Annotated in this window: 19 protein-coding genes and 1 pseudogene; 2 read left to right on the top strand and 18 right to left on the bottom strand. The window is 59.9% G+C overall.

From position 1 onward, the window contains the following. Positions 1-218 precede the first annotated feature (218 nt). The 12 genes from ACZ9BX_RS26385 to ACZ9BX_RS26440 all read right to left on the bottom strand — a co-directional run bounded on the left by ACZ9BX_RS26385 (position 219) and on the right by ACZ9BX_RS26440 (position 13,212). Positions 219-779 carry an N-acetyltransferase family protein gene (locus ACZ9BX_RS26385; protein WP_476221077.1) on the bottom strand — a complete coding sequence of 187 codons (561 nt, stop codon included), beginning with the start codon at positions 777-779 and terminating at the stop codon, positions 219-221. A 52-nt stretch (positions 780-831) separates the two neighbouring features. Further along, entirely contained in the window at positions 832-2,067 is a 1,236-nt protein-coding gene (locus tag ACZ9BX_RS26390) for a hypothetical protein (RefSeq protein ID WP_179213949.1), read from the bottom strand. Between the two features lie 170 nt (positions 2,068-2,237). After that, entirely contained in the window at positions 2,238-3,308 is a 1,071-nt protein-coding gene (locus ACZ9BX_RS26395) for a class I SAM-dependent methyltransferase (RefSeq protein WP_179213946.1), read from the bottom strand. Between the two features lie 210 nt (positions 3,309-3,518). Continuing rightward, positions 3,519-4,097 carry a helix-turn-helix transcriptional regulator gene (locus ACZ9BX_RS26400; protein ID WP_476223048.1) on the bottom strand — a complete coding sequence of 193 codons (579 nt, stop codon included), beginning with the start codon at positions 4,095-4,097 and terminating at the stop codon, positions 3,519-3,521. Between the two features lie 152 nt (positions 4,098-4,249). After that, the gene (locus tag ACZ9BX_RS26405) at positions 4,250-5,143 is read right to left on the bottom strand and encodes a helix-turn-helix transcriptional regulator (protein ID WP_476221079.1); all 894 of its coding nucleotides are present in this window, start codon (positions 5,141-5,143) and stop codon (positions 4,250-4,252) included. A gap of 144 nt (positions 5,144-5,287) precedes the next feature. Beyond that, entirely contained in the window at positions 5,288-6,001 is a 714-nt protein-coding gene (locus tag ACZ9BX_RS26410; protein ID WP_476221081.1) for a formylglycine-generating enzyme family protein, read from the bottom strand. Further along, positions 5,971-7,026 (bottom strand): aldo/keto reductase, encoded by a 1,056-nt coding sequence (locus ACZ9BX_RS26415; protein WP_476221082.1) that lies wholly within the window; start codon positions 7,024-7,026, stop codon positions 5,971-5,973. Before ACZ9BX_RS26415 ends, ACZ9BX_RS26410 begins: the two co-directional genes overlap by 31 nt. A 734-nt stretch (positions 7,027-7,760) precedes the next feature. Next, a complete protein-coding gene (locus ACZ9BX_RS26420) occupies positions 7,761-8,750 on the bottom strand; it encodes an NADPH:quinone oxidoreductase family protein (protein WP_476221084.1) in 990 nt (329 codons plus the stop codon). 14 nt (positions 8,751-8,764) lie between these two features. Further along, entirely contained in the window at positions 8,765-9,934 is a 1,170-nt protein-coding gene (locus tag ACZ9BX_RS26425) for an acetyl-CoA C-acyltransferase (RefSeq protein ID WP_476221085.1), read from the bottom strand. 24 nt (positions 9,935-9,958) lie between these two features. Further along, a complete protein-coding gene (locus tag ACZ9BX_RS26430) occupies positions 9,959-10,762 on the bottom strand; it encodes an enoyl-CoA hydratase/isomerase family protein (RefSeq protein WP_476221087.1) in 804 nt (267 codons plus the stop codon). Positions 10,763-10,781: 19 nt separating this feature from the next. Continuing rightward, positions 10,782-11,552, bottom strand: a complete 771-nt coding sequence (locus tag ACZ9BX_RS26435; RefSeq protein ID WP_476221089.1) for an SDR family NAD(P)-dependent oxidoreductase — start codon at positions 11,550-11,552, stop codon at positions 10,782-10,784. Beyond that, positions 11,542-13,212: an AMP-binding protein gene (locus ACZ9BX_RS26440; RefSeq protein ID WP_476221090.1), complete on the bottom strand. Its 1,671-nt coding sequence runs from the start codon at positions 13,210-13,212 to the stop codon at positions 11,542-11,544. The genes ACZ9BX_RS26435 and ACZ9BX_RS26440 overlap by 11 nt, the downstream gene beginning before the upstream one ends. Before the next feature lie 167 nt (positions 13,213-13,379). Between ACZ9BX_RS26440 and ACZ9BX_RS26445 the strand changes: the two genes are divergently transcribed. Next, positions 13,380-13,823 (top strand): MaoC family dehydratase, encoded by a 444-nt coding sequence (locus tag ACZ9BX_RS26445; protein WP_476221092.1) that lies wholly within the window; start codon positions 13,380-13,382, stop codon positions 13,821-13,823. A gap of 56 nt (positions 13,824-13,879) precedes the next feature. Here ACZ9BX_RS26445 and ACZ9BX_RS26450 read toward each other — a convergent pair whose 3' ends face one another. The 6 genes from ACZ9BX_RS26450 to ACZ9BX_RS26475 form a co-directional block, all read right to left on the bottom strand. After that, positions 13,880-15,538, bottom strand: coding sequence for an MFS transporter (locus tag ACZ9BX_RS26450; RefSeq protein WP_476221093.1), 1,659 nt, complete (start codon positions 15,536-15,538; stop codon positions 13,880-13,882). 393 nt (positions 15,539-15,931) lie between these two features. Then, positions 15,932-16,645, bottom strand: a complete 714-nt coding sequence (locus tag ACZ9BX_RS26455; RefSeq protein ID WP_476221094.1) for a TetR/AcrR family transcriptional regulator — start codon at positions 16,643-16,645, stop codon at positions 15,932-15,934. A gap of 52 nt (positions 16,646-16,697) precedes the next feature. Continuing rightward, positions 16,698-17,117 carry a methylmalonyl-CoA epimerase gene (gene mce / locus ACZ9BX_RS26460; protein WP_476221095.1) on the bottom strand — a complete coding sequence of 140 codons (420 nt, stop codon included), beginning with the start codon at positions 17,115-17,117 and terminating at the stop codon, positions 16,698-16,700. Next, positions 17,114-19,255, bottom strand: a complete 2,142-nt coding sequence (scpA, locus tag ACZ9BX_RS26465; RefSeq protein WP_476223049.1) for a methylmalonyl-CoA mutase — start codon at positions 19,253-19,255, stop codon at positions 17,114-17,116. The genes mce and scpA overlap by 4 nt, the downstream gene beginning before the upstream one ends. A gap of 14 nt (positions 19,256-19,269) precedes the next feature. Continuing rightward, the gene (locus ACZ9BX_RS26470) at positions 19,270-21,273 is read right to left on the bottom strand and encodes an acetyl-CoA carboxylase biotin carboxylase subunit (RefSeq protein ID WP_476221096.1); all 2,004 of its coding nucleotides are present in this window, start codon (positions 21,271-21,273) and stop codon (positions 19,270-19,272) included. 225 nt (positions 21,274-21,498) lie between these two features. Next, positions 21,499-23,031: an acyl-CoA carboxylase subunit beta gene (locus ACZ9BX_RS26475; RefSeq protein WP_476221098.1), complete on the bottom strand. Its 1,533-nt coding sequence runs from the start codon at positions 23,029-23,031 to the stop codon at positions 21,499-21,501. 112 nt (positions 23,032-23,143) lie between these two features. On the opposite strand from ACZ9BX_RS26475, the pseudogene ACZ9BX_RS26480 reads away from it, so the two are divergent. Then, a pseudogene (locus ACZ9BX_RS26480) lies at positions 23,144-24,542 on the top strand (helix-turn-helix domain-containing protein). Positions 24,543-24,780: the final 238 nt, after the last annotated feature.

A 24,780-nucleotide genomic window follows, 5' to 3' on the forward strand; every position in this document is an offset into this window, starting at 1 on the left:
ACTTAATCGGGGTCTTCCTCAATTCGTGTGATTCATCCGTCGTTAGCGACGCCATTGCTATGGGCGGGCATGCGAACGAAATCTAAATGGTCTCCCGGCTCAGGGGGTCAAAGTTCTGAGTGTGGCGCTCACTGATGAAGACAGTTGGGTTGTTTCCGCTGTCGGACCCACTTCTGATCATTGACCGCTGTCGCTTGGAATGAAGTGAATGGAAATGGTTATCTCTTCAAGCGCAGGACCATGATCAACTCCTCATTCTCCATACTGTGACCCAGGAAGCCGTGTGGAATGCGGCCAGCCTCTACGAAGCCGCATCGTTGATAGAAGCGTATCGCTGCCGAATTCTCTGCATTCACCGAAAGCTCCAGCTGCAGAACTCCGTGGTTTCGTGCATGCTCTGTAACGTCATGCAAGAGGTTTGCCGCAATCCCGGTCCCTCTTTCGCCTTTTCGCACATAGACGCTGACAAGCGTCGCGCGATGCACCATTTTCCTCGCACGCTGAAACCTGAGCCCCATCATGCCGACGGGCTGCCCACTCAGGAACGCGACAAAGACTGGCTGGTCCAGATGTTGGCGCCATTCGCGGTCGGAGAGATGGACCCAATCGTCAAATACACTCGCAAACGAAAGCGGTTCGTGTGAAAGCGCCTCCAGACGAAACACGTCTACGTCCTCGACGGACAGGCGCCTGATTACCGCCCCTTCTTCAATCGACACATCGGCCTCCACCAAGGTTCCCAGGTCGGGCTGAAAACGCCATCTTGCCACCCTCGGCATCTAATCGAATGGACGTAGACCAGCAGCCAAGCCGCTCAGCATTCATGCTCGATCACGAACCCGGCCACTGCCACTCGACCGACTCCGAGGTGATGGCCCCGCCTACGATTTTCTCGGACAGGTTCGCCCAGATGGGATCCCCGGTGAAACTTGCGAGATCACCGCTCGACTGTACCAAAGGCATCTCCGCGTATTTTGAAAGGGGTATCGCGGCCGCTCCGAAAAGATCGATCTCCTGGAACGGATAGCCGCCAGCAGGCTTCAAGACACGATGGCCCCAAAGCCCGGGTCGCTCGTCCCCACGCAGTTCAGTCAAGAGATCGAAATGACCCGATTGCTCAAGGCCGACCGCCGTAAGGTGGCGCATTAGCGGGTAGTAGACGGTCTGGCGACATCCCCCAAGTGCCCTCACGCCGGGCAGGATGGAAATCACCAGGAACACTGTATAGAGGCTGGGCACGATCGCTCGTTGCCGAAGCGCCGCTGCGATACTGTCCGGCCGGAACTTCACTTCGAAACCGGACGGGGCCGCCGCCCTGAGGGCGTTTTCCTGGAGGCGGAGCGGAACAATCCTGCCTTTTTCCATGCGCCAGAAGAAATCGGTCGTTCTGCGTACCCAACCCTGCCAAGGTCCAATGTTCAGGCGATCCATGGCGTCCAGGATGCTCTCGGCAACCCTTCCGTCTCCGATAAGGCCAGCCGACATCCAGGATCCCGCGTCGTCGAGATGGTCGGCGACCAGGTCTGCGATGTCGAAATCATCGAGCTGCAGCAGCTTGATGGGGGAGGGGAGCTTGCCGCGCCAGAGGGTTTGGTTGGCCGCCCTGATTGCGTCGGCCGCAGAAGTAAATTCATCCGACGGCAGTTCGACGAGGAGATAGGCGGCAGAGTCATTTGGAGCCGGAGCGCCTTTAGCATTCGAGAAAGCGAAGCGATAGGGACCATTCAAACCGCAGATGCTGAAAGAATCCATCCGGCTCCGGGGTAAGCCGAAGACGTTGAGGGGTTCATCTTGGAGCCAGAGCCAGCCGGGACCCTTCTTTGACTTCTCCGAGAAACTGACCGTCGAGGCGTGATACGTGATGTACCATTCGCGGCTATGGGCGTTCAAGCCCAACAGGCTGAACAGATGCGTGTAGAACGCATCCGGTTCGATCAGCAGCAGGCAGTGCGGACCGGTCTGTAGTACCGGCGATGCCATCAGCTGAAGGCTGGCGCTTCGAGCCTCCTCAAGGTCGTAATCGGACCTCCGCGCCGCCCGTTCGATGCAGCCGAGCAGCAGCTCCATCGCATGACGACGCAGGTGACACTCGGAATGGAATTTGTCGGCGTCGTAGGCAGCCGACGCGTAGTCTCGAAGGGGACGATCCCAGAAGGGGGTAAGATGCGGCATCAAGGCAGACAATGCGCGTCGCACGTCGGCTGCGCTGCAATGCTTGTCGGCGTTTACGGTTGCCGTCATTTCATGATGCCAAGCTTCGGCGCGAGCAGCATCATGGTATTCGCGCTGCGCCACGTCAGATCAGGAGCCAACGCCTCTACCTCGGTATCGACGATCGCGGCTGGCAAACGTTCGTAGCAATAGCCGGGTGGAATAGCCGGCTTCACCATCAGCGAAATCAGTTCCAACACGGAAGCCCGGGAGTTGGATGACACGATAGTGTAGAAGTTCCCGCTGTTCCAGGTTAGCACGGAGTATCGGAGAAACGTCCTTAGAGCGGCTACAGTGGTCGCCAGATCGACTTGAAGATCCGTCATCGTGTTCAGGACTTCATCCTTTTTCTTGGAGATGTGACCTGTCGAGAAGAAACGGGACTTAAAAAGCTCGTCCTTCTGCCGCTCGCGTTCGTCATAGATGTCGCGGTCTTCATGAGCGAGCTTCTGCACCTGCACGAGGAGACCGCCAGGCCGTATACGAGGAACGACGAATTCCAGCTGCTTTAGCCGATCACGGTCGTACATCTGAAACGTCGTGTCCTCCAACAGCACGTCAAATCCGCCCCGAAATTGGAAAAGATCCTCGTCGGTCGCGTATCGGTCGTCGTCCAACTCAAAGAACGGTCCATGAAAGAAGTGCGCGTGCTCGCTTCCCCTGTTCGCAAAGAACGATGCCCGATTGGCTGCCGTTGGACTGCAGCAGAGCGCCTCGATGCGACCATTGCCAAGTGTGGCGAGGGTGCGCGCAAGGCAACCAGTGCCCGTGCCCAGCGTGTATATTGTCGTAGGGGTGGCGCTGCGTGCCCAGATCCTCAGGCCGAAGGAAAGTATCGCAGCACCCAGGCGGCACTCCTCTTCGAGCCTGTAGGGAATGCTGGCAAAGTAATGACGGTCAAAATGGCCCCAAAGACGCCGATGCGTATCCGCGAAAACTGCACCTTCGAGATCGAAGTCGAGCAGGCTCATGTCGAGTTGCGGCTCGGCGAGGTCCGGTGCTGCACCCTGTCCGCTTGCGGTCCGTTCGAAGAACTCTGCGAATGATGTAAGCCTAGGAGCGTTTCGCCAGTGTTCAATCGTTAGCCGATCCACCATAGCCACCTCCGATCATATCCGGCGGGTGGCGCGCTTCATCTCAGCGTTCATCGAGATGTTTTAGTTGCCGCCAGCATCCGCCGTTCGTGAGCTTCTGGAATGCCATCTGTGGACCCAGGCGAGGGGGCAGCCAATCTACCGATTTCGGCAGGTTGACCTTTCCAGGAAAGTCGAAACAGAGACACGGGCCACGAACGTGATCGATCACGGTCAGAGTTTGATCAACTCGAGGAAGCTTGCCTTGGCAACGGCGTGATGACTTGTAACAGAACCGAGTTTCAGTCTTGCCGAACGCAGGTACAACTTCACGGAGTTTTCCGAGATGCCCAGGTCCGCTGCTATCTGCTTGGAAATCCGACCTCTCGCAAGCAACTGAAGGCACTGGCATTCGCGCCTGGAGAGATTCCGAAAACGGTTGACCTCTCGAAGGCCGCTGGCAGAAAGCATCGTCTCATGAAGATAGTGGGAAAGGATCTGCAACTCGTGAATGCTCGAAGCGCATAGCCGCGACCAATCGCGCTTGGGTAGGTTCGAGGTCACGGAAAACAGACAGCGTTCGCCTTTCGGGCCTCGGATAGGGATTGTCAAGCCATGGGGACCGATGTCGTAGGAACGCGCTTCTTCAAATACACGGGAGACCTGTGCTGGCCGCTGATCGAGAGAGGACCAATCCACGGGCATGAAACCCCAGCGAACGACGTCAATCACCGGATCTGCGTCGAAATACCGCTTGTCGATGTAAATTTCAGTCCACTTATCTGGAGGCTGGGGCCTCTTGGCGCCAGGCATTTTCGCATCCACAAGGGATCGGCTGCCGACGAAGATATGGCGAGTTCTTTCCGGCGAGAGTCAGTTGGATTTTCGTCGCGTCGTACGTCAACGCGAATACTGAGATAAGGCGCTCAAGCTTCTTGTATGTCGCGTCTGAAAATCTTCGTCGATTACCGTTTAGCGGCTATCGATCGGAGGGAGGCAGCTTTAGATTGCTTTCTCCATTCCGAGGGTGAATGACCTTTGAGGGTGCGGAACAGCCGCGCGAAATGGCTCGGGCTCTCTATCCCGCAGAGCGCGGCGACCTCGATGATCTGTAGGTCCGTTTCGCTCAAGAGACGGGCCGCATGGTCCATCCGCCGGTTTGAAACTGCCTGCAGTGGCGTCTCGCCCGTTGCTCCGCGAAATGCTCGGAAGAAATGTCCCTCGGAAATACCGAGCGGGATCGATAGGTCGGCGATGGCGATAGGCGCCGTTAGCATCGCGTCGATCCTCTCATAGGTGTCGTTGAGTTGCCGTCGCGTCAGCGCGTACCTAGCCGTGGCGTCTCCCTGCCGCTGCCCCGCAACTCTGTTGGAGAGGTACTCGGAAAGGGCCAGCGCCATCGTCGAGCAGTAGGTGGCATCCAGACTGCCGTCGCGATGGAAGAGGCCGCCCATCTGCGCCGTCATGCCATAGATGAAGTCGTCGCGGCCGACCAAGAAAGACTTGATGTTATGCAGCCTCGGGTTCGTCATGGTTGGATCGATGGCGATCGCTCCCCATTCCCAGGCGACGTCGCGGAGAACGAGCTCGCGCCGGCAACCGGCAGGTAGGAAGGAAAGCATGCCCTTGACGTCGCGCCCTTCGTAGCGATGCCCGTCGTCCGTCCGAAAGGCATGATAGGCGGCGCCGCCGTTAAGCGTCACCATAATGAGGTGGAAGTCCGGAGCGATCTTGCCTTCGACCACTCCGGTACGTCCTCTCCGAGCGGTCTCAAACCGGCCGCCGGACCACTCTGCTTTGAGATGGTCCTGGGGCGGCTGCGTCAGTTGCCAGTCTCCGGTCTTCATCGTCTGCTGCATTGGTACACCCCGGATAACCTCCCGCTATGCCGATCCAGCGGGCAACATGGCGAGCGTACGACTGATTGCAGGTGCACGCATCCGGAAAATCGGAGGTCTTTCGAGCGCACCGTTCAACAGTGTGTGAGAGGATTCTTGCTGCAGCTAGGATTTGACGTCATAGGCACAGCGGAAGCCGATATAGGCGACGTAGAAGTCGGCTGGCTTCCATTGCATGGCCTCATCCCGCATCTTGTCGGGACCGTACCACCATGAGCCCCCGGCGGTCAGAGCGTTGCCGCCTTCCCGATCTGCAAGCCATTCCCAAACATTGCCGCCCATGTCGTGGAGGCCATTGACGCCCTGCCGGGTGGCTCCCCGTGGCGCATGCCGGGCCCAGGCGTCATCATTGCTGGTATTGGCGCCTTCCGGGGTAGCGCCGGTCGGATAGGGATAGGTAGTGCCTGTGACGAACCCTGCTGCCGATCCGCTGCCATGTTCCCGGTAAGCGGCTCGCCGCCATTCCTCGCGCGGTGGCAGGCGCCCGCCGACCCAAGCGCAGTAGTCTCGTGCCTCATGCCAGCTGATATGCACGGCAGGTTCGGCCATGTCTTGCGGTGCCTCACCATAGGGGGTGCGAAACGTCCAGCCGGGACGGCGTTCCCAGCCGCTTCCCCATTCATGGCCGCCGCCTGCCTGCTCGGCGGCCGTCTTCAGCCTCGTTGCCTCGGCGAAGGCAGCGAAATCACCGATGGTGACTTCGTAGCGGTCTATGGCAAAACCTCGGATGGCGATACGGTCGCTCGCGCCAAGGACGGTAGAGGTTACCGCCAGGAATATTATCGATGTCAGGTACGCTTCGGTTGCGGGAAAGGCCATGTGACGACGCCACCATATTTCTTGCCGGGGTAGGGAGGTTGTTTAAGCGCGTCCGCGACACCTGTCAGACCTGTATAGTGATCGGCCATCCGTTTGCGCATCGCCCGATCGGGAAGATCGCCGTAAAGCGCTCCCATGTTATCCACGACATGCTCCGGCTGGCTCGTCGCGGGGATGACGTTGGTCACCGCCGGATGGGAGATGATCCATTTCAGGAAGTACTGTGCCCACGTCTGAATACCCACTTCCCTTGCGAAGTCCGGAACCGGTTGTCCTGCGACGGGCGTGAAGAGCCTTGCCTTCTCGAATGGGATGTTGACCTGGACCGCGACACCGTTTGCGGCACAGGCGTCGAGCAGCCTCTGTTCGGCGGCCCTGGTCAGGATCGTGTAGGCGATCTGTACGAAATCCAGCGTGCCCGTGTTCACGAGACGCTCCATCGTGTCGTAATATTCGGGACTATATTGCGTGATCCCGATATAGCGGACCGAGCCCTCGGCTTTCTTCTGGGCCAGCCAGTGGCGCACCTGGTCGTGGTTCTCGAGGCTGTGAACTTGCAGTACGTCGATCCGATCCCGCCAGAGCCTTTCGCGCGATTGCCTCAGTTGTCGCTCCGAATGGCTGTTGTCGGAAAGATAGTCGCCTGTCGTCCAGGTCTTGTTGGTGATAAAGAGGTCGCCGCCAATACCGAGATCGCTGGCGAAATCGCCCACGCAGACTTCCGCCATGCCGTAGAGCGGGGACGTATCGATGACCCGACCCCCGTTCTCATGGAACAGACGGATCACCTCCCGCACGTTGTCCCTTGGTTCGCCGGGTCCGATGTCGAAAGTCTCGAAGGTGCCGAGGCCAATGGCCGGGACCATCTCGCCCGATTTCGGGATTGGGCGTCTGATCGGCGTGCGACCCGCCTGTTGCGCGACGGCCCGGCGCAACGGAAGAGCCGAAGCGAAAATCGATGTCGCAGCGACTGCTGCCGTGCCGGTCAGGAATGCCCGGCGCTTCGTGGAAAGTTGTGAAGTCATGTCCAAGTCCCTGTTGTAACAATGGCAGACTAAGTGGCGGGCTGGCGCGGCGCGCGCCGGATCCTGACCATTTGCTCGATCCTGATCCTTTTTCGGATTCGGCACCTGTTGGCGGTATGATTTCGTCATGTCCCAGCATGACGAACATTCCACGCTCAGTAGCTCGGATTTACTGCGTACGGCCGAGTCCACGAGCAGCTGCAGGGCGTTGGCGAGAACCGTTGGTTCCGAGATCGGCCAGTCCTGTCCAAAGGTTCCTCCCGGTTTCATCCCTTCGCCGAGTACAGCTTATAGATCGTCACTCAGGGATGATCGGCAGCTCGATCCGAGAAGGGTGCGTGCTGTCGTGGAGTATGCGCTGGCGAGCGATGCGCATCGCCACCCCCTCGGTCTCGAGCTCGCCCGTGTTGAGATTTCGGTCCCACCCGGGGGAAGTTGCTCGACGTAACGTGCACTCGCAGGCGGTGGCGGCCTCAGCGCACGTTACGAGCGGACTCGCACGCACACACTTGAGTATTCCAACGAGACATCGATGCCGGCATACTGTTTCATGGTCGTCTCTCCGTAATGCTATGCAGCAGGCCCTTCCTGACTCCGCGACACGATCGTTGTGAGGGACGACCACCAGACCTGCAAACTTGTCCGGCTGGGCTCCGCCCGTGACACCATCTAGTCTAGCGGTTGTCGGCAGGTGGAGGCCTGGCTAAATTGCCATCATTTCGAAAAACTCTAGATCACTCAGGGGCCGTGCTCGCGAGCAGCACCACCGGCTTTCCCCACTTTGACCTGAGGGACGATGCGATGAGGGCTTCTTTAGCCTGTTCATATTCAAAGGTCATCAAAGGCGGCGGCGTGAGCGATCCGACGACAAGCTTCTTGAATATCTCGCCGCGGGCACGCTTCGCGGCTTTCGGGTAGGCCGCCACAAAATATCTTAGATCGACTCCCACCAGAGAAGCGCTTTTCAAAAGCGCCAGATTTGATGGAATCGCAGGGATTGATCCCGCCGCGAAACCTATCACGAGATGGCGTCCCTCTTTCGCGAGAGAGCGGAACAGTGTTTCGCTTAGGGAGCCTCCAACTGGATCGACGACGACGTTGATACCGTCTGGCGCAAGTCGCCTGAGTTCGTCGCGAAGGTGCGGATCCGATGATGAGATAGCCGCGATCGCCCCCAGCTCCACGGCACGCCCTTGTCTAGCCGGATCCGAGACAAGCGCGATCACGCGCGCACCATGGTTCCGTGCGATCTGAACCGCTGCGGATCCCACGCCGCCGCCAGCTCCTGCCACCAGAACAGTTTCACCTGCCCTGAGCTGGCCTCGTTCAAGCAAGGCGTATCTGGCCGTCTGGTAGTCAACGAGCACTGCGGCGGCGGTTGCGATATCGAGCCCGTCCGGAATTACGTCGATTTCCGCTGCCGATACGATGACACAGTCCGCGAGCCCGCCGCCCAACTGCCAGGTCACGACCCGCGCCCCCTCCTTGAGGGCATCGACATCGGGGCCGACCATATCAACAATCCCACCGATCTCCCCTCCGGGGGTGAAGGGTAGCGCCGGTGTAATCTGGTAGCGGCCCGCGGCGATCAGTCCGTCAACGAAGCCAAGCGCCACCGCGTGTACTCTTATCCGGACCTCTCCGGGACCGGGATAAGGATCCGGTACTTCCTCAAACGCGAAGTTTTCAGGTCCACTCAGCTCGGAACTTGCAAACCGGAGCATGACAGATTCCGCGGCTAGTGAAAAAGTTCGATGGCGAGAGCGGTTGCTTCTCCGCCGCCAATACAAACTGATGCCACCCCTTTCGCGAGGCCGCGCGCCTTCAATGCCGAAAGGAGGGTGACGACAACCCTGCTTCCAGAGCAGCCAAGTGGATGGCCCAAAGCGCAAGCTCCGCCATTCACATTGAGTTTCTCATGCGGGATGCCAAGATCGCGCATGGTCACCATGGGGACGACCGCGAATGCCTCGTTCACCTCGTAAAGGTCAACCTCCGTTGCGCTCCAGCCGACCTTGTCCAGCAGCCCTCCTACGGCAAATACGGGAGCGGTGGTGAACAAGCCCGGCTCCTGTGCGAACTCGCCCGTCCCACGAACGTAGGCGAGGGGCTGCACGCCTAACTTCTCGGCTGACGACAAACGCGTCATCACTACCGCGGCCGCTCCGTCCGAGATCGAAGCAGAGCTTGCGGCGGTGATCGTTCCGTTATCCTTGAATGCCGGACGGAGTTGACAGATCTTGTCGCGCTTTGCCTTGCCAGGCTGCTCGTCTGCGGAAAGGTCGCCGACCGCAATAATCTCGCTTCGGAAAGCACCATCTGCTATTGCTCTGGTTGCACGATCAAGGCTCTCCATCGCGTAAGCGTCCTGGTCAGCCCGGGTGAACTGGTAGGCTTCGGCCGTCTGCTCGGCGAACGTGCCCATGGACCGACCGCGGTCGTATGCATCTTCCAAACCGTCAAGGAACATGTGGTCGATGACCCGGCCATGGCCCATGCGGGCTCCTCCCCGATGCTTCTCCAGCAAATAAGGGGCATTGGTCATGCTCTCCATGCCGCCTGCGACGACAAGACCTGCGCTGCCCACGACGAGAGCATCGTGTGCCATCATGACCGTCTTCATGCCGGATCCGCACACCTTGTTGACAGTGGAGCAGGGGACAGACCATGGCAGGCCCGCGTTGTGGGCTGCCTGCCTCGCCGGCGCCTGTCCGAGTCCGGCCGGGAGGACGCATCCCATGAACACCTCATCCACGTCGCTCGGCTGGACCGACGCCCGTCTCAGAGCCTCGCTCATGGCGATCCCTCCCAGTTCGGTGGCCTGGAAGTTCTTCAGGCTTCCCTGGAAAGACCCGATGGGTGTACGGGCAGCGGAGATGATTACGATAGGATCCGGTTCAGTCTGCATGTCAGTTTCCATATCCTTTGGAGTTCACTTGCCGCTTCTGCGAGAAAGAAAGGCTCCGACCCCGCGTTGGAAGGCGTCTGACTTCCAGTGGGTTTCAAGCGTCGCAATTTCTGCTTCAAGGCCTTCGGAGAAGTTCTGCTCGTTCACCATCGACAGGAGCATCTTGGCCCTGCCCATCGATTCCGTATCGCCGCGTGTCATCGCCAGAACATGGCGCTCGGCGGTGGACAGGAGATCCGCATCTTCAACGACGTCGAATACGAGGCCCCACTCGCGAGCCGTCTCAGCGTTGATCGATTCTGCACTCAGGATCATCCACTTAGCGCGCTGCCATCCGATCGCCCGGTGCAGACGCACAGTTGATCCCCCTCCCGGAAGCAGACCCTTCGACAGATGGGCGTCACCGAACGTGGCGGACCTGCCGGCAACGACGAGATCGCAGGCTAGCGCGATTTCGATGCCTCCGGCGCGCGCAGCCCCATGAACCGCGACTGCGACGACGAGGTGCGACCGCTCGATCCTTATCGTGACCTCCCGGAAGAGGTCGAGAAGCTTGCGCACTCCGGCCGGGCCGTTCCCCAATAGTTCCTTGAGATCGGCTCCAGCGCAGAAATGCGCCCCCGAGCCGTGCAGGACGATACCTTCAACGCCCGCCATGCCTTCGGCCTTGTTGATCGCGTCCAAGATCAGTTCGAGCGTCTCTGAATTGAGTGCATTTGCACGCTCCGGCCGTGACAGGGTGATCCAGGCGATCCGCCCTTCGCGTTCGCAGATCGGGTTGATCCGCTCGCGCGCTGCGGGGGCGAGATGAACTGCAACTTCGTTCATTGTCTGTCCTTTTCTATCGTCAGGCCGGAAGCCGCGCACCGCCGTCAAGGCGGATCAGCGAGCCGTTAAGATAGGCATTCTCGACGATGTGCATGACGAGCATCGCGAACTCCGTCGGCAGTCCCATGCGCGCTGGATAGAGGAGCGCGCGCTTCAGCGCTTCGATACCCTTCTCGGGTATTTGCTCGAACAATTCGGTGCCGAACAGACCCGGCGCGACCGCGACGCAACGGACCCCGTATTCCGCGAGATCACGCGCGACGGGGAGGGAGAGCGCCGCAACGCCCGCCTTGCTGGCGGCATAGGCGGCCTGGCCTTTCTGCCCGTCTTCGGCGGCGACCGAAGCCGTGTTCACGATCACGCCGCGCTCTCCGGCCTCGCCCAACGGGTCGTTTGTGACCATGCGGGACGCGGCAAGACGCATGACGTTGAACGTCCCGTTAAGATTGATATCGATGACCTTGCGCCAGAGATCGAAGTCGTGGGGATCCCCCCGCGAGACGATCTTTGCAGAGGAGGCGATGCCAGCGCAGCTCACGGCGGCCCGGAGAGGACCGAACCGAGCGATTGCCTCATCGAAAGCTTTCTCGATATCGTCGGGACTTCTGATGTCCACTGCCGCGGAGATGGTCGTCTCCGGCGCAAGCTCCGATTGGATCTCCGCCAGCCTGTCCTTGTTGAGGTCGAGTAGCAGGAGATTGGCCCCTGCATCGTGGAGAGCTTTTGCAGTTGCTCGTCCCAAGCCTGATGCGGCGCCCGTGACAGCGCACAGCTTACCTTCAATCTGCATTGGCGGCTTCCTTGGCGTTCAAAGTTTCGAGCGTGCCGTCCCGGGCCTGCTGCCTGACCACGAAACGCTGAATCTTCCCGGAAGGTGTTTTAGGCAGGCTCTCGACGAAATGGATCCGCCGCGGGTAAGCGTGGGCGGCGAAGTTCTGCTTGACGTGCAACTGCAATTCCTTGGCGAGAGCCTCCGACGGAACCACTCCCGACCGGAGAACGACTGCCGCTTCGAGCACTTCACCTCGGACCTTGTCTGGTATTGCGATGACCGCGGACTCGGCTATTGCGGGATGGGTCGCAAGGACGGACTCGACTTCGAAGGGACCTATGCGATACCCCGCCATGATGATGATGTCATCGTCGCGTGCACTGAAGTAGACGTAGCCGTCGTCGTCGATCTTTGCGAGATCGCCGGAGAGGTACCATCTCCCGTCGCCCGCGAATTTCTCCTTGGACTTGACCGGCTCTTCCACATATCCCGAGAACCAGGCGAAGGGGCTTTCGCTGAGTTCGAAAGCCAGACGACCGACTTCTCCCGACGGGGCAAGCTCATCCTTGTCAAGCCGGAGCACAACGGCGCTCCACCCTGGCATCGGCAGCCCCATTGATCCCTCCTTCAACGGACCCTTGAGATCCGGATGGTGATGGTTGTTGACCAGCATCCCTGCTTCCGTCTGACCGAAGTGGTCATGCACCAGAACGCCGAGCGTGTCCTTGCTCCATACATTGACTTCGGGTGTGAGCGGCTCACCCGCGCTGCTCGCGCAACGAAGTTCGACGGGGGGCGGCGTGATGCCCGAACCGATCAGGGATCTGTACACCGTTGGCGCCGCTGTGAAGTTGGTGACGCGGTGCTGCGAGAGGACCTTGTATGTGAGTTCCGGCGAGAACCCGGCGCAAAGCATGATGGATGGCGTTCCCGTGGTCAGCGTCGCGAGCACGCCGAAATAAAGGCCGTAGCCCCAGCCAGGATCGGCAGAGTTCCAGAACACGTCATCGGGCTTCAGGCCGAGTGCGAATTCCGCATATGCGTGGAAACCTGCGAGCGCCTTTGCCGGAACGACCACGCCTTTCGGTTTTCCCGTCGTACCGGACGTGTAGATTTGAATGAAAGCACCATCGCCTCCGACCGCAACACTCGGCGTATCGCTAGTTCCCGCCGCCAGCAGGGTGTCGAAGGACAGATCGCCGTCCAAGGCCTGAGCAGTGGTCAGGACACGCCATGTCGGAGCCGGATCTTCCTTTTCGAGGGATTTCAGCTTCGACCGCTGCGAAGCGTCGCATGCCACAAGCTTGGCGCCGCAGGAGGCCAGTCTGAACTGAATGGCCGGCGGCGCGAAGGCGGTGAAGAGCGGGACGTGCACTGCCCCGATCCGCCAGATGGCGAGGATGGTGACGAGGTACTCGCGTCCCTTGCCCATCAGCGTGGCGATCCGGTCTCCCCGGACGATTCCAAGGTCGAGAAAAGATGAGGATAGCTTTTCGGACTCCACACGAAGCTCGCCGTAGGTGAGTTTCGTGGATGAGAGGTCATCCCGGATTATGGTGTGCGCGACCGCGTCTTCCGGATGTCGGTCGCACAGATGCCATGCGACATTGAAGTCTTCTGCGGAGTAGGTTTCGACGAGTTGCAGGACGCGGGCCTGCGTGGATAGAGCGTCGCTCATGATGGGCCTCCCAGGTTCCGGCGAGCTCCACCTCGCCATGCTTTACTGAACAAGTGTTCAGGACATTAGAGGCGGACTGTACACTTGTCAAGTATCGTTTGGGCTTTCATAAGAACCACTCCGATCATCCGGCCGTGGCTGGCTCTGCACAATAGGAGAAGATGCTGATGGACGCCGACAATCAGAAAATTGAAGGGCGGAAGCTTGCGGTAGGACACTCGTTTAGCAAGGAATTCCAATTCGATGAGCAGAGTATAAGCGCGTTTGCGTCGGCAGCAGGTGACACCAACCCGCTCCATCACGACAGAGCGGTTGCGGAACGCTCCCGCTTCCGTGGGATCATCGCTAGCGGGACCCAATACACCGCGCTCATGATGGGGCTGGTGGCCGATTACTTTTCACGCACGGGCGAGGCAGTAGGCCTCGAATTCAGCTTCCAGTTCAGGAAAGCGGTTCCGGCTGGGGCAACGATGCAGGCCGAATGGACGATCACGGAGGTGGAGCAAAACAACAAGCTCAGAGGCCACATTGTTCACCTCTCCGGTACGCTCAAGCGCGGCGAGGTAGTCCACGTCACGGCACTCGGAAAGGCGCTGTCCATCAAGGAATGAAGAAACAAAAAGGGCCGCGAGGTGGTGCGCCGCGGCCCTTCGCTTGTTCCAGACAGTTAGCCCTTCGATATGTCAGTACCTCGTGTCTCACTAGCAAAGATCAGGCTCAGCACCATGCAGGCCGCGGCGATGCCGACGGGATAGTAAAGGCCTGAGTAGACGTTTCCGGTAGCCGCTACGATCGCGAAGGCCGTGGCAGGCAGGAACCCGCCGAACCAGGCGGCGCTCAGATGGTACGGGAAGGACATCGCCGTATATCTGATGCGCGACGGAAACATCTCCAGCAGGGACGTCGTGGTCGGCGCGAACACCATAGCACCGAGCGCAAGCAGCACGCAAAGCAGCGCGATGATAGCCGGACTGTTGACCTCTTCCGGGTTGGCGTTGCCCAGCGGGTAGCCGGCGTCGGTCAGAGCCTGCTTCAGCTCGGCATCGAGCCGTGTCTTCTGCGCGGCGGCGTCGGCTGCATCTGCCGGGTAGCTTGCGATCGTACGGTCGCCGACCCTCACCGCCGCGACGGCGCCCGCCGCAGCTTCCTCACTGCGATAGTTCAGGCCGAGACTGGTTACGGCGTTGATCCCAACGTCGCAGGATTTGACAAATTTCGCGGTTCCAAGCGGGTTGAACTGAAATGAGCAGTCCTGCGGGTCTGCAACGATCGTGATCGGCGCACGATCCTGCGCAACCTCAAGTGCCGGATTTGCGAAGTGGGTGAGCCCCTGAAAGGCTGGGATGGTCACAAGTGCGGCGATCAGGTAGCCGATGATATAGACCGGTTTTCTTCCGATCTTGTCCGAGAGCTTGCCGAAGACCACGTATAGCGGAGCTGTCAGCACCGTGGCCGTAATCAGCATCAGGTTCGCCGACAGGTTTTCCACCTTCAGAACCTTCGTCAGGAAGAACAGGGTGTAGAACTGGCCAGTGTACCAGATAACGGCTTGCGCAGGCAGAATGCACAGAACTGCAATGATGATGAGCCTTACGTTTTTCCAGGTGCCGAAGGTCTCGGCCAAAGGCGACTTCGAAGCCTTTCCTTCCGCCTTCATGCGCTTGAATTCCGGAGATTCGTCCAGCTTCAGACGGATCCAGAGAGATACCCCGAGAAGGACAATTGAAATCACGAATGGGACGCGCCAGCCCCACAAAGTAAATGCATCTGGCCCCAGAGAAAGTCGTAGGGGAATGATAACCGCAACCGCGAGCAGGAAGCCGATGGCGGCAGTCATGATGATATAGGCGGTGTAAGTTGCGCGTTTATCGGTTGGTGCATGCTCTGCTACGTAGACCATCGCGCCGCCGAACTCGCCGCCGAGGGCGAGGCCCTGAAGCATTCGCATGGTGACGAACAAGATTGGCGCGAGCACACCGATCGTGGCGTATGCAGGCAGAAGACCGATCAGGAATGTCGAGCCTCCCATAAGCACGATCGTCACCAAGAACGTGTATTTGCGACCAACGAGATCACCCAAGCGGCCGAAGACGATGGCGCCAAAGGGGCGAAGCATGAAGCCTGCGGCAAATCCCAGGAGAGTGAAGATGAACCCCGCCGTTGGATTAACCCCCGAAAAAAATGCCTTGGCAATCTCGGTCGCGACGAGGCCGATGAGAAAGAAGTCGTAGAATTCGAATACCGTCCCAAGCGAAGCCGCGAGGATGACCCGTCGGTCCCTCGAGGATATGCCCTCGGTACGGGGCATTGTTTCCACATGTGTCATCTATTTCCTCCCAGTCGATGTAGAGGCGCGGATGGTGCCGATCACCCCGCGCGTAGTTCATGGTCGAGCAGGAGCGTCCGGCGAGGATGGAATCCACGACGATGCGCTTGCTGCGAAGACTTCGTACCGTTGAAGCCGATGTGTGATGAAAGATGCGCTCAGTTTGCTCCCGGCAGACTGTGGCGGCCTCCCTGTCCAGTCCCCTCCATCAAGCTGAACAACTGTTCAGTGATACTAGAGTAGACTGTACAGTTGTCAAGTCGTTTTCTGAAGGTGTCGCTGGCGGCGGATTTTTGCTTGGAGCGCGACGGGGCAGCTCGCAAACGACGAGGTTTCGGCGCAGCGGAGATAAGCGGGGTACGATCGCAGATATGCTGAAAGATCGTCGTTCCGTCAGGCTTTGACCGGTCGGAAAAGTTTAAGAAGCGTTGTTTCGCAGTCTTCTCGCAACGCCCCGTAGCTACGCTCCCAGTCCTTGTCCTGCAGCCACTGAATAAAGCTGCCCTCGACGACGGCGCGGGCGCGCTTTGCCGCCACGGCGAGGTCATCCACCTCGAACAGGCCAGCTTGTACGCCCTGCTGGATCACCCTGGCATAGGTGCCATCGATATGGGTGCGCAGCAAATCGGCAAGCTCCACGAATGTCGATTCGCGCGTCGAGTACTGAACGAGATCGAGGTAGATGAGATGGAAATCCCGGCTGGGCTTCGGTCCAAGGAACACGCCGTCCATTAGTGCCGAGAACGCGGCACGGGCGTCCTGGATGCTGGCAACCTTCCTCGCAATACGACGAACAGTCCCGGCAAGCGCCCAGCGCATGGTCTCCATCACGAGGGCGTCTCTCGACTTGAAGTGATAGCCGATGAGGGCAGGGCTGACCTCAAGCTCCTTGGCGATCCTCCGCAACGATAACTGCTGGGTACCGATCGTCGCCATCGCCTTGTACGTCCCGCGAATGATCCGGATCTCATGCGGAGAGTAAGTCGGAATCTCGATGCCCGGCAGGAAACCGTCATCCGCGACGGCGGGCGGCGAGGGATCTGATGGCGATTTTTCTGCGTTCTCTTGCAACTTCAAGCCTGACTTGGAACAGGGACCTGAGTTCATATGCTAGGACCCACCCATAGGCGTCAAGTGCTGCATCTCTCACAGGAGAAACCTACCTGTGCTTCGGCTCGGCTACTTCCTCGAATTCCGTGAGAACGCCGAACAGGTCTGAAGGGTGCACGAATATCACAGGATTGCCGTGGGCGCCGATCTTCGGCTCTCCCGAACCAAGGACCCGCATGCCGCTTTCGCGGAGCGCTGTCGTTACAGTATCCAGTGTCTCGACCTCGAAGCACACGTGGTGCATGCCACCCCCCGGGTTCTTCTCCATGAACCGCTGGATCGGGGAGGCATCACCGAGCGCCTCCACGAGTTCAAGCTTGAGGTTGTCGAACTCGAGGAAGCTGACGCGCACCCCGTGCTCTGGAAGTTCTTGCGGCTCCGAGACCTCGACGCCAAGCCGCCGATAGCTTTCGCTGGCCAATTCGAGGTCGGGAACGGCGATCGCGATGTGGTTCATTCTTCTGATCATAATGAGTTGCGACGCTTGCCTTCGAGGAGGTCGAGTATCCTATTGGCGGCGTCCAGCACATTGGTGCCGGGGCCGAAGACGGCGGCGACGCCGAGGTCCATCAGGTAGTCGTAATCCTGCCGAGGCACGACGCCGCCGACCACGACGATGATGTTTTCGGCGCCATTCTTCTTCAGCGCCTCGACAAGTTGTGGCGCCAGCGTCCGGTGGCCGGCGGCGAGCGACGACATGCCGATCACCTGCACCTTTTCCCTGATCGCAAGGTCGGCGGCTTCTTCAGGCGTCTGGAAGAGCGGACCGGCGAGCACGTCGAAGCCTATATCCCCGAAGGCCGAGGCAATCACCTTGGCCCCACGGTCATGACCATCCTGGCCGAGCTTGGCGACCATGATTTTCGGCTTGCCGGACACCTTTGCGTAACCGGCAAGGCGCGCGGTAAGGGTCTTGTATTGCGGATCGTCCTCGTAGGCGGGACCATAGATATCGCCCACCACTTCGGGCACAGCCGAATGATTGCCAAACGCCCTGCGCATCGCGTCCGAGATTTCCCCCACAGTCGCACGGGCACGTGCTGCCTCGATGGCAGCGGCGAGAAGGTTGCCCTCTCCGGAACGGGCGACTTCCGATAGAGTAGCCAGCGTCTGCTCGACTTGTCTCGGATCGCGCCGGCGGCGCACCTCTTCCAAACGTTTGATCTGGCCTTTGCGGACCGCGGTATTGTCGATCGCCAGAATGTCGATCTCGTCCTCGTTTTCCAGCCGGTACTTGTTGACGCCGACGATGATTTCCTCGCCACGGTCGACGGCGGCCTGGCGGCGGGTGGCGGCTTCCTCGATTAGCCGTTTCGGCAGGCCGTCGGCGACCGCCTTGGTCATGCCGCCCATCGCCTCGACTTCCTCGATCAGCGCCCAGGCCTTTTCGGCAAGCTCGTTGGTCAGGCTCTCGACATAATAGGAGCCGGCCAGCGGATCGACGACCTTGGTCACGCCGGTTTCGTGGCTCAGGATCAGCTGGGTGTTGCGGGCGATGCGGGCGGAAAAATCGGTCGGCAGCGCCATCGCCTCGTCGAGCGCATTGGTGTGCAGCGACTGGGTGCCGCCGAGCACCGCCGACAGTGCTTCATAGGCGGTGCGGACGATATTGTTGTAGGGATCCTGTTCCTGCAGCGACACGCCCGACGTCTGGCAGTGGGTGCGCAGCATCAGCGACGACGCCTTCTGCGGCTTGAACTCCTCCATGATCCGCGACCACAGAAGCCGGGCGGCGCGCAGCTTCGCCGCCTCCATGAAGAAGTTCATGCCGATCGCGAAGAAGAAGGAAAGCCGGCCGGCGAACTCGTCGACGCTCAGGCCCTTGGCAAGTGCTGCACGGACATATTCGCGGCCGTCGGCCAGCGTGAAGGCAAGCTCCTGCACGAGCGTCGCGCCCGCTTCCTGCATATGATAGCCGGAGATCGAGATCGAATTGAACTTCGGCATTTCTTTCGCCGTATATTCAATAATGTCGGCGACGATCCGCATCGAAGGCTCGGGCGGGTAGATATAGGTGTTGCGGACCATGAACTCTTTCAAAATGTCGTTCTGGATGGTCCCGGAAAGCTCCGCCCGCGAACAGCCCTGTTCCTCGCCGGCGACGATGAAGGAGGCGAGGATCGGGATGACCGCGCCGTTCATGGTCATCGACACCGACATGTCCTTCAAGGGAATACCGTCGAACAGAATCTTCATGTCCTCGACGCTGTCGATCGCCACGCCCGCCTTGCCGACATCGCCCTCGACCCGCGGATGGTCACTGTCGTAGCCGCGGTGGGTGGCGAGGTCGAAGGCGACGGAGAGGCCTTTCTGCCCGCCGGCGAGATTGCGGCGGTAGAAGGCGTTCGATGCTTCGGCTGTCGAAAAACCGGCATATTGGCGGATCGTCCAGGGGCGGCCGGCATACATGGTGGCGCGCGGGCCGCGCACGAACGGCTTCATGCCCGGCAGCGAATCGAGATGCCCGATGCCATCGAGGTCTTCCGCCGTATAAAGCGGCTTGATGTCGATGCCTTCGGGCGTATGCCAGACGAGCGTTACCGGCGAAGCCTTCAGCTCCTTTTCGGCAAGCAGCTCCCAGTCCTTGACGGTCTTTGCGGCTTTCACGGTCTTCTCGGCCATCACTCGAACTCCATGATCAATTCGTCGACCGCCAGGCTTTGGCCCTGGCTCGCGGCGACGTGCTTGACGATGCCCCTGCGCTCGGCCTTCAGCACGTTTTCCATCTTCATCGCCTCGACGGTCGCGAGCGTCTGACCGGCTTCGACGGCGTCGCCGGCCTTCACAGAGACGGAGGTGATGACGCCGGGCATGGGACAGAGCAGCATCTTCGAGGTGTCCGGCGGCAGTTTTTTCGGCATCAGGCGAGCAAGTTCGGCCACGCGGGGCGAACGCACGCGGGCGGTGACGTCCATGCCGCGCCAGCGCAACCGCACTGCGGAGCCGATGAGGTTGACCTTGCCCCCCATCGTCTCGCCGCCGACATGGAAGCGGGCATGGCTCTGGCCCGGCAGCCAGCCGCTGGCGACGGAAAGCTGCGTTCCATCGGCAAAGTGGACGCTGGCGCCGTCAGGCCCGGCTTCGAGCGTCACGGCCTCCTCGAAGCCGGCAAGCGTCACCACCCAGTCCTTGCCGATCACCCGGCGATGATTGCCGATCGTGCCGGAAATCTGTACCGCCCGCTCCTGCAGGGCCTGATGGACCAGGACGGCGACGGCGGCGAGCTTCCTCGCGGCCGCCTCATCGGGATGCACGCCCGAAAAACCTTCCGGGAATTCCTCGGCGATGAAGGCCGTGGTGATCTTTCCGGAGCGAAAACGGTCGTGATCCATGACGGCCGAGAGGAAGGGCAGATTGTGGCCGATGCCGTCCACCTCGAAATCGTCGAGCGCCTTGCCCATCGCGTCGATCGCCGTCAGACGATCAGGCGCCCAGGTGCAGAGTTTTGCGATCATCGGGTCGTAATACATGGAGATCTCGCCGCCCTCGAAGACACCGGTATCGTTGCGGACCACGGTGCCGTCGTCCTGCCGGCCTTCCGCCGGCGGACGGTAGCGGGTCAGCCGGCCGATCGACGGCAGGAAGTTGCGGTAGGGATCCTCGGCATAAAGCCGGCCTTCGATCGCCCAGCCATTGAGCTTGACGTCGTCCTGGCCGAACGACAGTTTTTCGCCTGATGCAACGCGGATCATCTGCTCGACGAGATCGATGCCGGTGACGAGTTCCGTCACCGGGTGCTCCACCTGCAGGCGGGTGTTCATCTCGAGGAAATAGAAATTTCTGGCGCCGTCGACGATGAACTCCACCGTGCCGGCGGAAAAATAACCGACCGCTTTCGCGAGCGCGACGGCCTGTTCTCCCATCGCCCGCCGGGTTTCGGCATCGAGGAAGGGCGACGGGGCCTCTTCGATGACCTTCTGGTTGCGGCGCTGGATCGAGCATTCGCGCTCGCCGAGATAGAGCGTGGTGCCGCGTTGATCGCCGAGCACCTGGATTTCGATATGGCGCGGCTCTGTTACGAACTTCTCGATAAAAATGCGGTCGTCTCCGAAGGAATTCTTCGCCTCGTTGCGAGAGGACTGGAAACCTTCGCGCGCCTCGGCATCGTTCCAGGCAATCCGCATGCCCTTGCCGCCGCCCCCGGCGGACGCCTTGATCATCACCGGGTAACCGATCGAGGCGGAGATCCTCACCGCCTCCTCGGCATCCTCGATCAGGCCCATATGGCCAGGAACGGTAGAGACGCCGGCTTCAGCCGCGATCGTCTTGGAGGTGATCTTGTCGCCCATCGCCTGGATGGCCTTCACCGGCGGGCCGATGAAAGCGACGCCGGCCTTTTCCAGCGCCTGCGCGAAAGCGGCATTTTCCGAAAGGAAGCCATAACCCGGATGCACCGCATCCGCGCCGGTCGTCCGGATCGCCTCGAGGATCTTGTCGATGACGATATAGGACTGGGAAGACGGCGCCGGGCCGATGTGAACAGCCTCGTCCGCCATCCGGACATGGAGCCCGTCACGGTCCGCGTCGGAATAGACAGCCACCGTCCCGATGCCCATCTTCCTCGCTGTCTTTATAACACGGCAAGCAATCTCGCCTCGGTTCGCGATCAGGATTTTTTCAAACATGATTAGGGATTGTCCGTTCGATTAGGAATCTGCCGCTGTGGTCGCGCCACTTCATGCCGCTGCCGCGCAAACTCTCCGTTACGTCGATCGCGCATAGGCACCAGTCCATGTGACCTTCGTGGTGGTTCCAGACAAGCGCGTCTTCAGTGCCCAGCAGATTGGCAAGCTGGCGTGGGGTTCGGATTTCAACCCCGTCCGCCACGACTGTGACACATCTGATGTTCGTCACAGCGGAATCGTGTCGTGCTTCTTCCATGGACCTGCCACCGTCTTGTTGCGAAGTGAGGCGAACGCGCGGGCGATACGACGGCGGGACGAGTGCGGCATGATTACTTCATCGATGAAGCCGCGTTCAGCCGCAACGAATGGGTTCGCGAACCGCTCCTCGTACTCCTTCGTCCGGGCTGCGATCTTGTCCGGATCGCCGAGTTCGGACCGATAGAGGATCTCGGTCGCGCCCTTTGCGCCCATCACTGCGATCTCTGCAGTCGGCCACGCGTAGTTGATGTCGGCTCCAATATGCTTGGACGCCATGACATCGTAGGCTCCGCCGTACGCCTTGCGGGTGATGAGGGTCACCATCGGCACAGTCGCTTCCGAATAGGCAAAGAGCAGCTTTGCGCCATGTTTGATGACCCCGCCATATTCCTGGGCGGTGCCGGGCAGGAAGCCAGGCACGTCGACCAGCGTCAGGAGCGGTATGTTGAATGCATCGCAGAAGCGGACGAAGCGGGCGGCCTTGCGCGCGCTGTCGATGTCCAGACATCCTGCGAGGACCATCGGCTGGTTGGCCACCACGCCGACTGTCTGCCCCTCTATCCGGATGAAGCCCGTGATGATGTTCCGGGCAAATGCTTCCTGGATCTCGAAAAAATCGGCCTCGTCGGCGAGCGCCGTGATGAGCTCCTTCATGTCGTAGGGCCTATTGGCGTTGTCCGGAATAAGGCTGTCGAGCCTTTCCTCGATTCTCCCAGGATCATCATGGAAAGGGCGGAATGGAGCATCTTCCCGGTTATTGAGCGGCAGGAAGTCGAGGAGCTGGCGGACCGCCTCGAGGGCCTCGACATCGTTCTCGAAAGCGGCATCCGCGACGGACGACTTCTCCGTGTGAGTCCTCGCACCGCCGAGCTCTTCGGCTGTTACGATCTCGTTGGTAACGGTTTTCACAACATCTGGCCCCGTCACGAACATGTAGGAGCTGTCCCGCACCATGAAGATGAAGTCCGTCATGGCCGGGGAGTAGACCGCACCACCTGCGCATGGTCCCATGATGACGGAGATCTGCGGCACCACGCCCGAGGCATCGACGTTGCGGCGGAAAACATCCGCGTAGGCCGCCAGAGATGCGACGCCTTCCTGGATGCGCGCCCCGCCGGAATCGTTGAGGCCGATGATGGGAGCGCCGACCTTCACCGCCATGTCCATGATCTTGCAGATCTTCTGCGCATGGGTTTCCGACAGCGAACCGCCAAGGACTGTGAAGTCTTGGCTGAACACGTAGACCTGGCGGCCGTTGATCGTACCCCATCCTGTGACCACCCCATCGCCCGCGATCTTCTGGCTCGCCATGCCGAAATCCACCGCACGGTGGGTGACGTACATGTCGAACTCCTCGAAGGAGCCTTCGTCGAGGAGCACTTCTATGCGCTCCCGGGCGGTCAGCTTTCCCTTCGCGTGCTGTGCATCGATACGTTGCTGCCCACCCCCAAGACGAGCCTCCGCACGACGCTCTTCCAATACTTCCAGAACTCGCTGCATAGGTTTCCCCTTTCCCTTGTTTTCTTATGAGGGAGCCGAGGCGAAGAAAAGAGTTGAACATGTGTACAGGGGAATTTACAAAGAGAAGAAACTGAAATTGTGAAATTGCAAAATGGCCATTGGAAAGCTGTTCATCGGCAAAAACGTGCGGGAGCTGCGACTATCGCGGAAGTGGAACCAACCCCAGTTCGCGGAGCGGCTGGGGATATCGACGAGCTATCTCAACCAGATTGAAAGCAACAACCGCCCGGTCTCCGCGACCGTCCTTCTAGCACTCGTCGACAAGTTCCAGCTTCAGGTGTCGGAAATCGCAGGCGGCGAGGGCGATCGCCTCCTGTCCACGTTCTCAGAGGCGCTAAGTGATCCGTTGTTCGAGACGCTTTCGCCGACGGTCCAGGACATCAAGCTGGTGGCGCAGAACGCCCCTGGGATTGCACACGCGCTGATCCTAGCTCAGCAGGCATACAGGCGCAGTACCGAGCAACTGGCGGGCATCGATCAGGAGCTAGCGAGGGGAATGACGGAGGCGACACCATACGAAGAGGTGAGGGACTTCTTCCATTTCCTCGACAACTACGTGCACGATCTTGACGTGGCGGCGGAGCGCCTGGCATCTGAGCTGGGACTATCCGAGGATCCGCTCGGCGCGCTGAAGCGGGAACTCCAGACACGCGGTATCGCGGTGCGACACCGCGTCGATGACGGCTCGCTCAGGAGCTTCGACGCGGTATCGTCCACCCTGTTTCTCAACAAGCATTCGCCTGCACAGACGCAGCAGTTTCAAATGGCCGTGCAACTCGCGCAGACGGCGTTTGGCGGAGCTATTGACGACATCGTCGGCTCCGCCGGCTTCCGCACAGTAGAGGCGGCGGAAATCTGCAAGATCGGATTGCAGAACTATTTCGCTGGAGCGCTCTTGATGCCGTACTGCGAGTTTGCGGATGCCGCAACGAACCTCCGCCACGACGTTGAGCTGCTTGCCCTTCAATTCAAGGCATCGATCGAACAGGTGTGCCACCGCCTTTCGACGTTGCAGCGTCCGGGCCGCAAGGGTGTGCCGATGTTCTTCGCCAGAATCGATCGCGCCGGCAACATCACCAAGCGCCACAGTGCCACTAAACTGCAGTTCGCACGCTTTGGTGCGGCCTGTCCGGTCTGGAACGTTCATAGGGCCTTTGAGACACAAGGACGAATCCTGCGGCAGATGGCAGAAAACCCCCGATGGCGCAAAATATCTTTCGCTGGCTTTGCAGGTGACAAAGCGGACCGGAGGATTTCGGGGGCAGGAGATAACATATGCCCTCGCATTTGGATGCGAGATGAGCAACGCCGAAGCGTTCGTCTATGCCGATGACCTCCTCGAAACCACTCGACCAGCCTTTGAGCCCATAGGCCTATCCTGCAGGATCTGTGAACGAACCAAATGCGCGAGTAGGGCATGGCCTCCCATGAAAGGCCGTATTGAGGTAGACCATCACCAAAGGATGACCCTCCCATACGAGATCCGCTAATCGATTTCTTCGTCGCCATTGCGCGCGCGGTGGCCGCCAGTACTTCGCACCCGGGGTATGGGGATAGTGCCAAGGTCGATATCTCGTGGGTTTTGCAGGTTGCTTGAAATCCAATGTAAGTGCCGAGATCAATGAGGTTTGCCCATTGCAAAAACGAAATTCCAGGAAACCATGTACGAAGTACCAGTAACAAGCGCGTCCGGTGATGAGCCGGGCGAATCAACAAGCCGGCGGCGAC

The organism is Rhizobium sp. USDA 3886, from assembly GCF_056279785.1.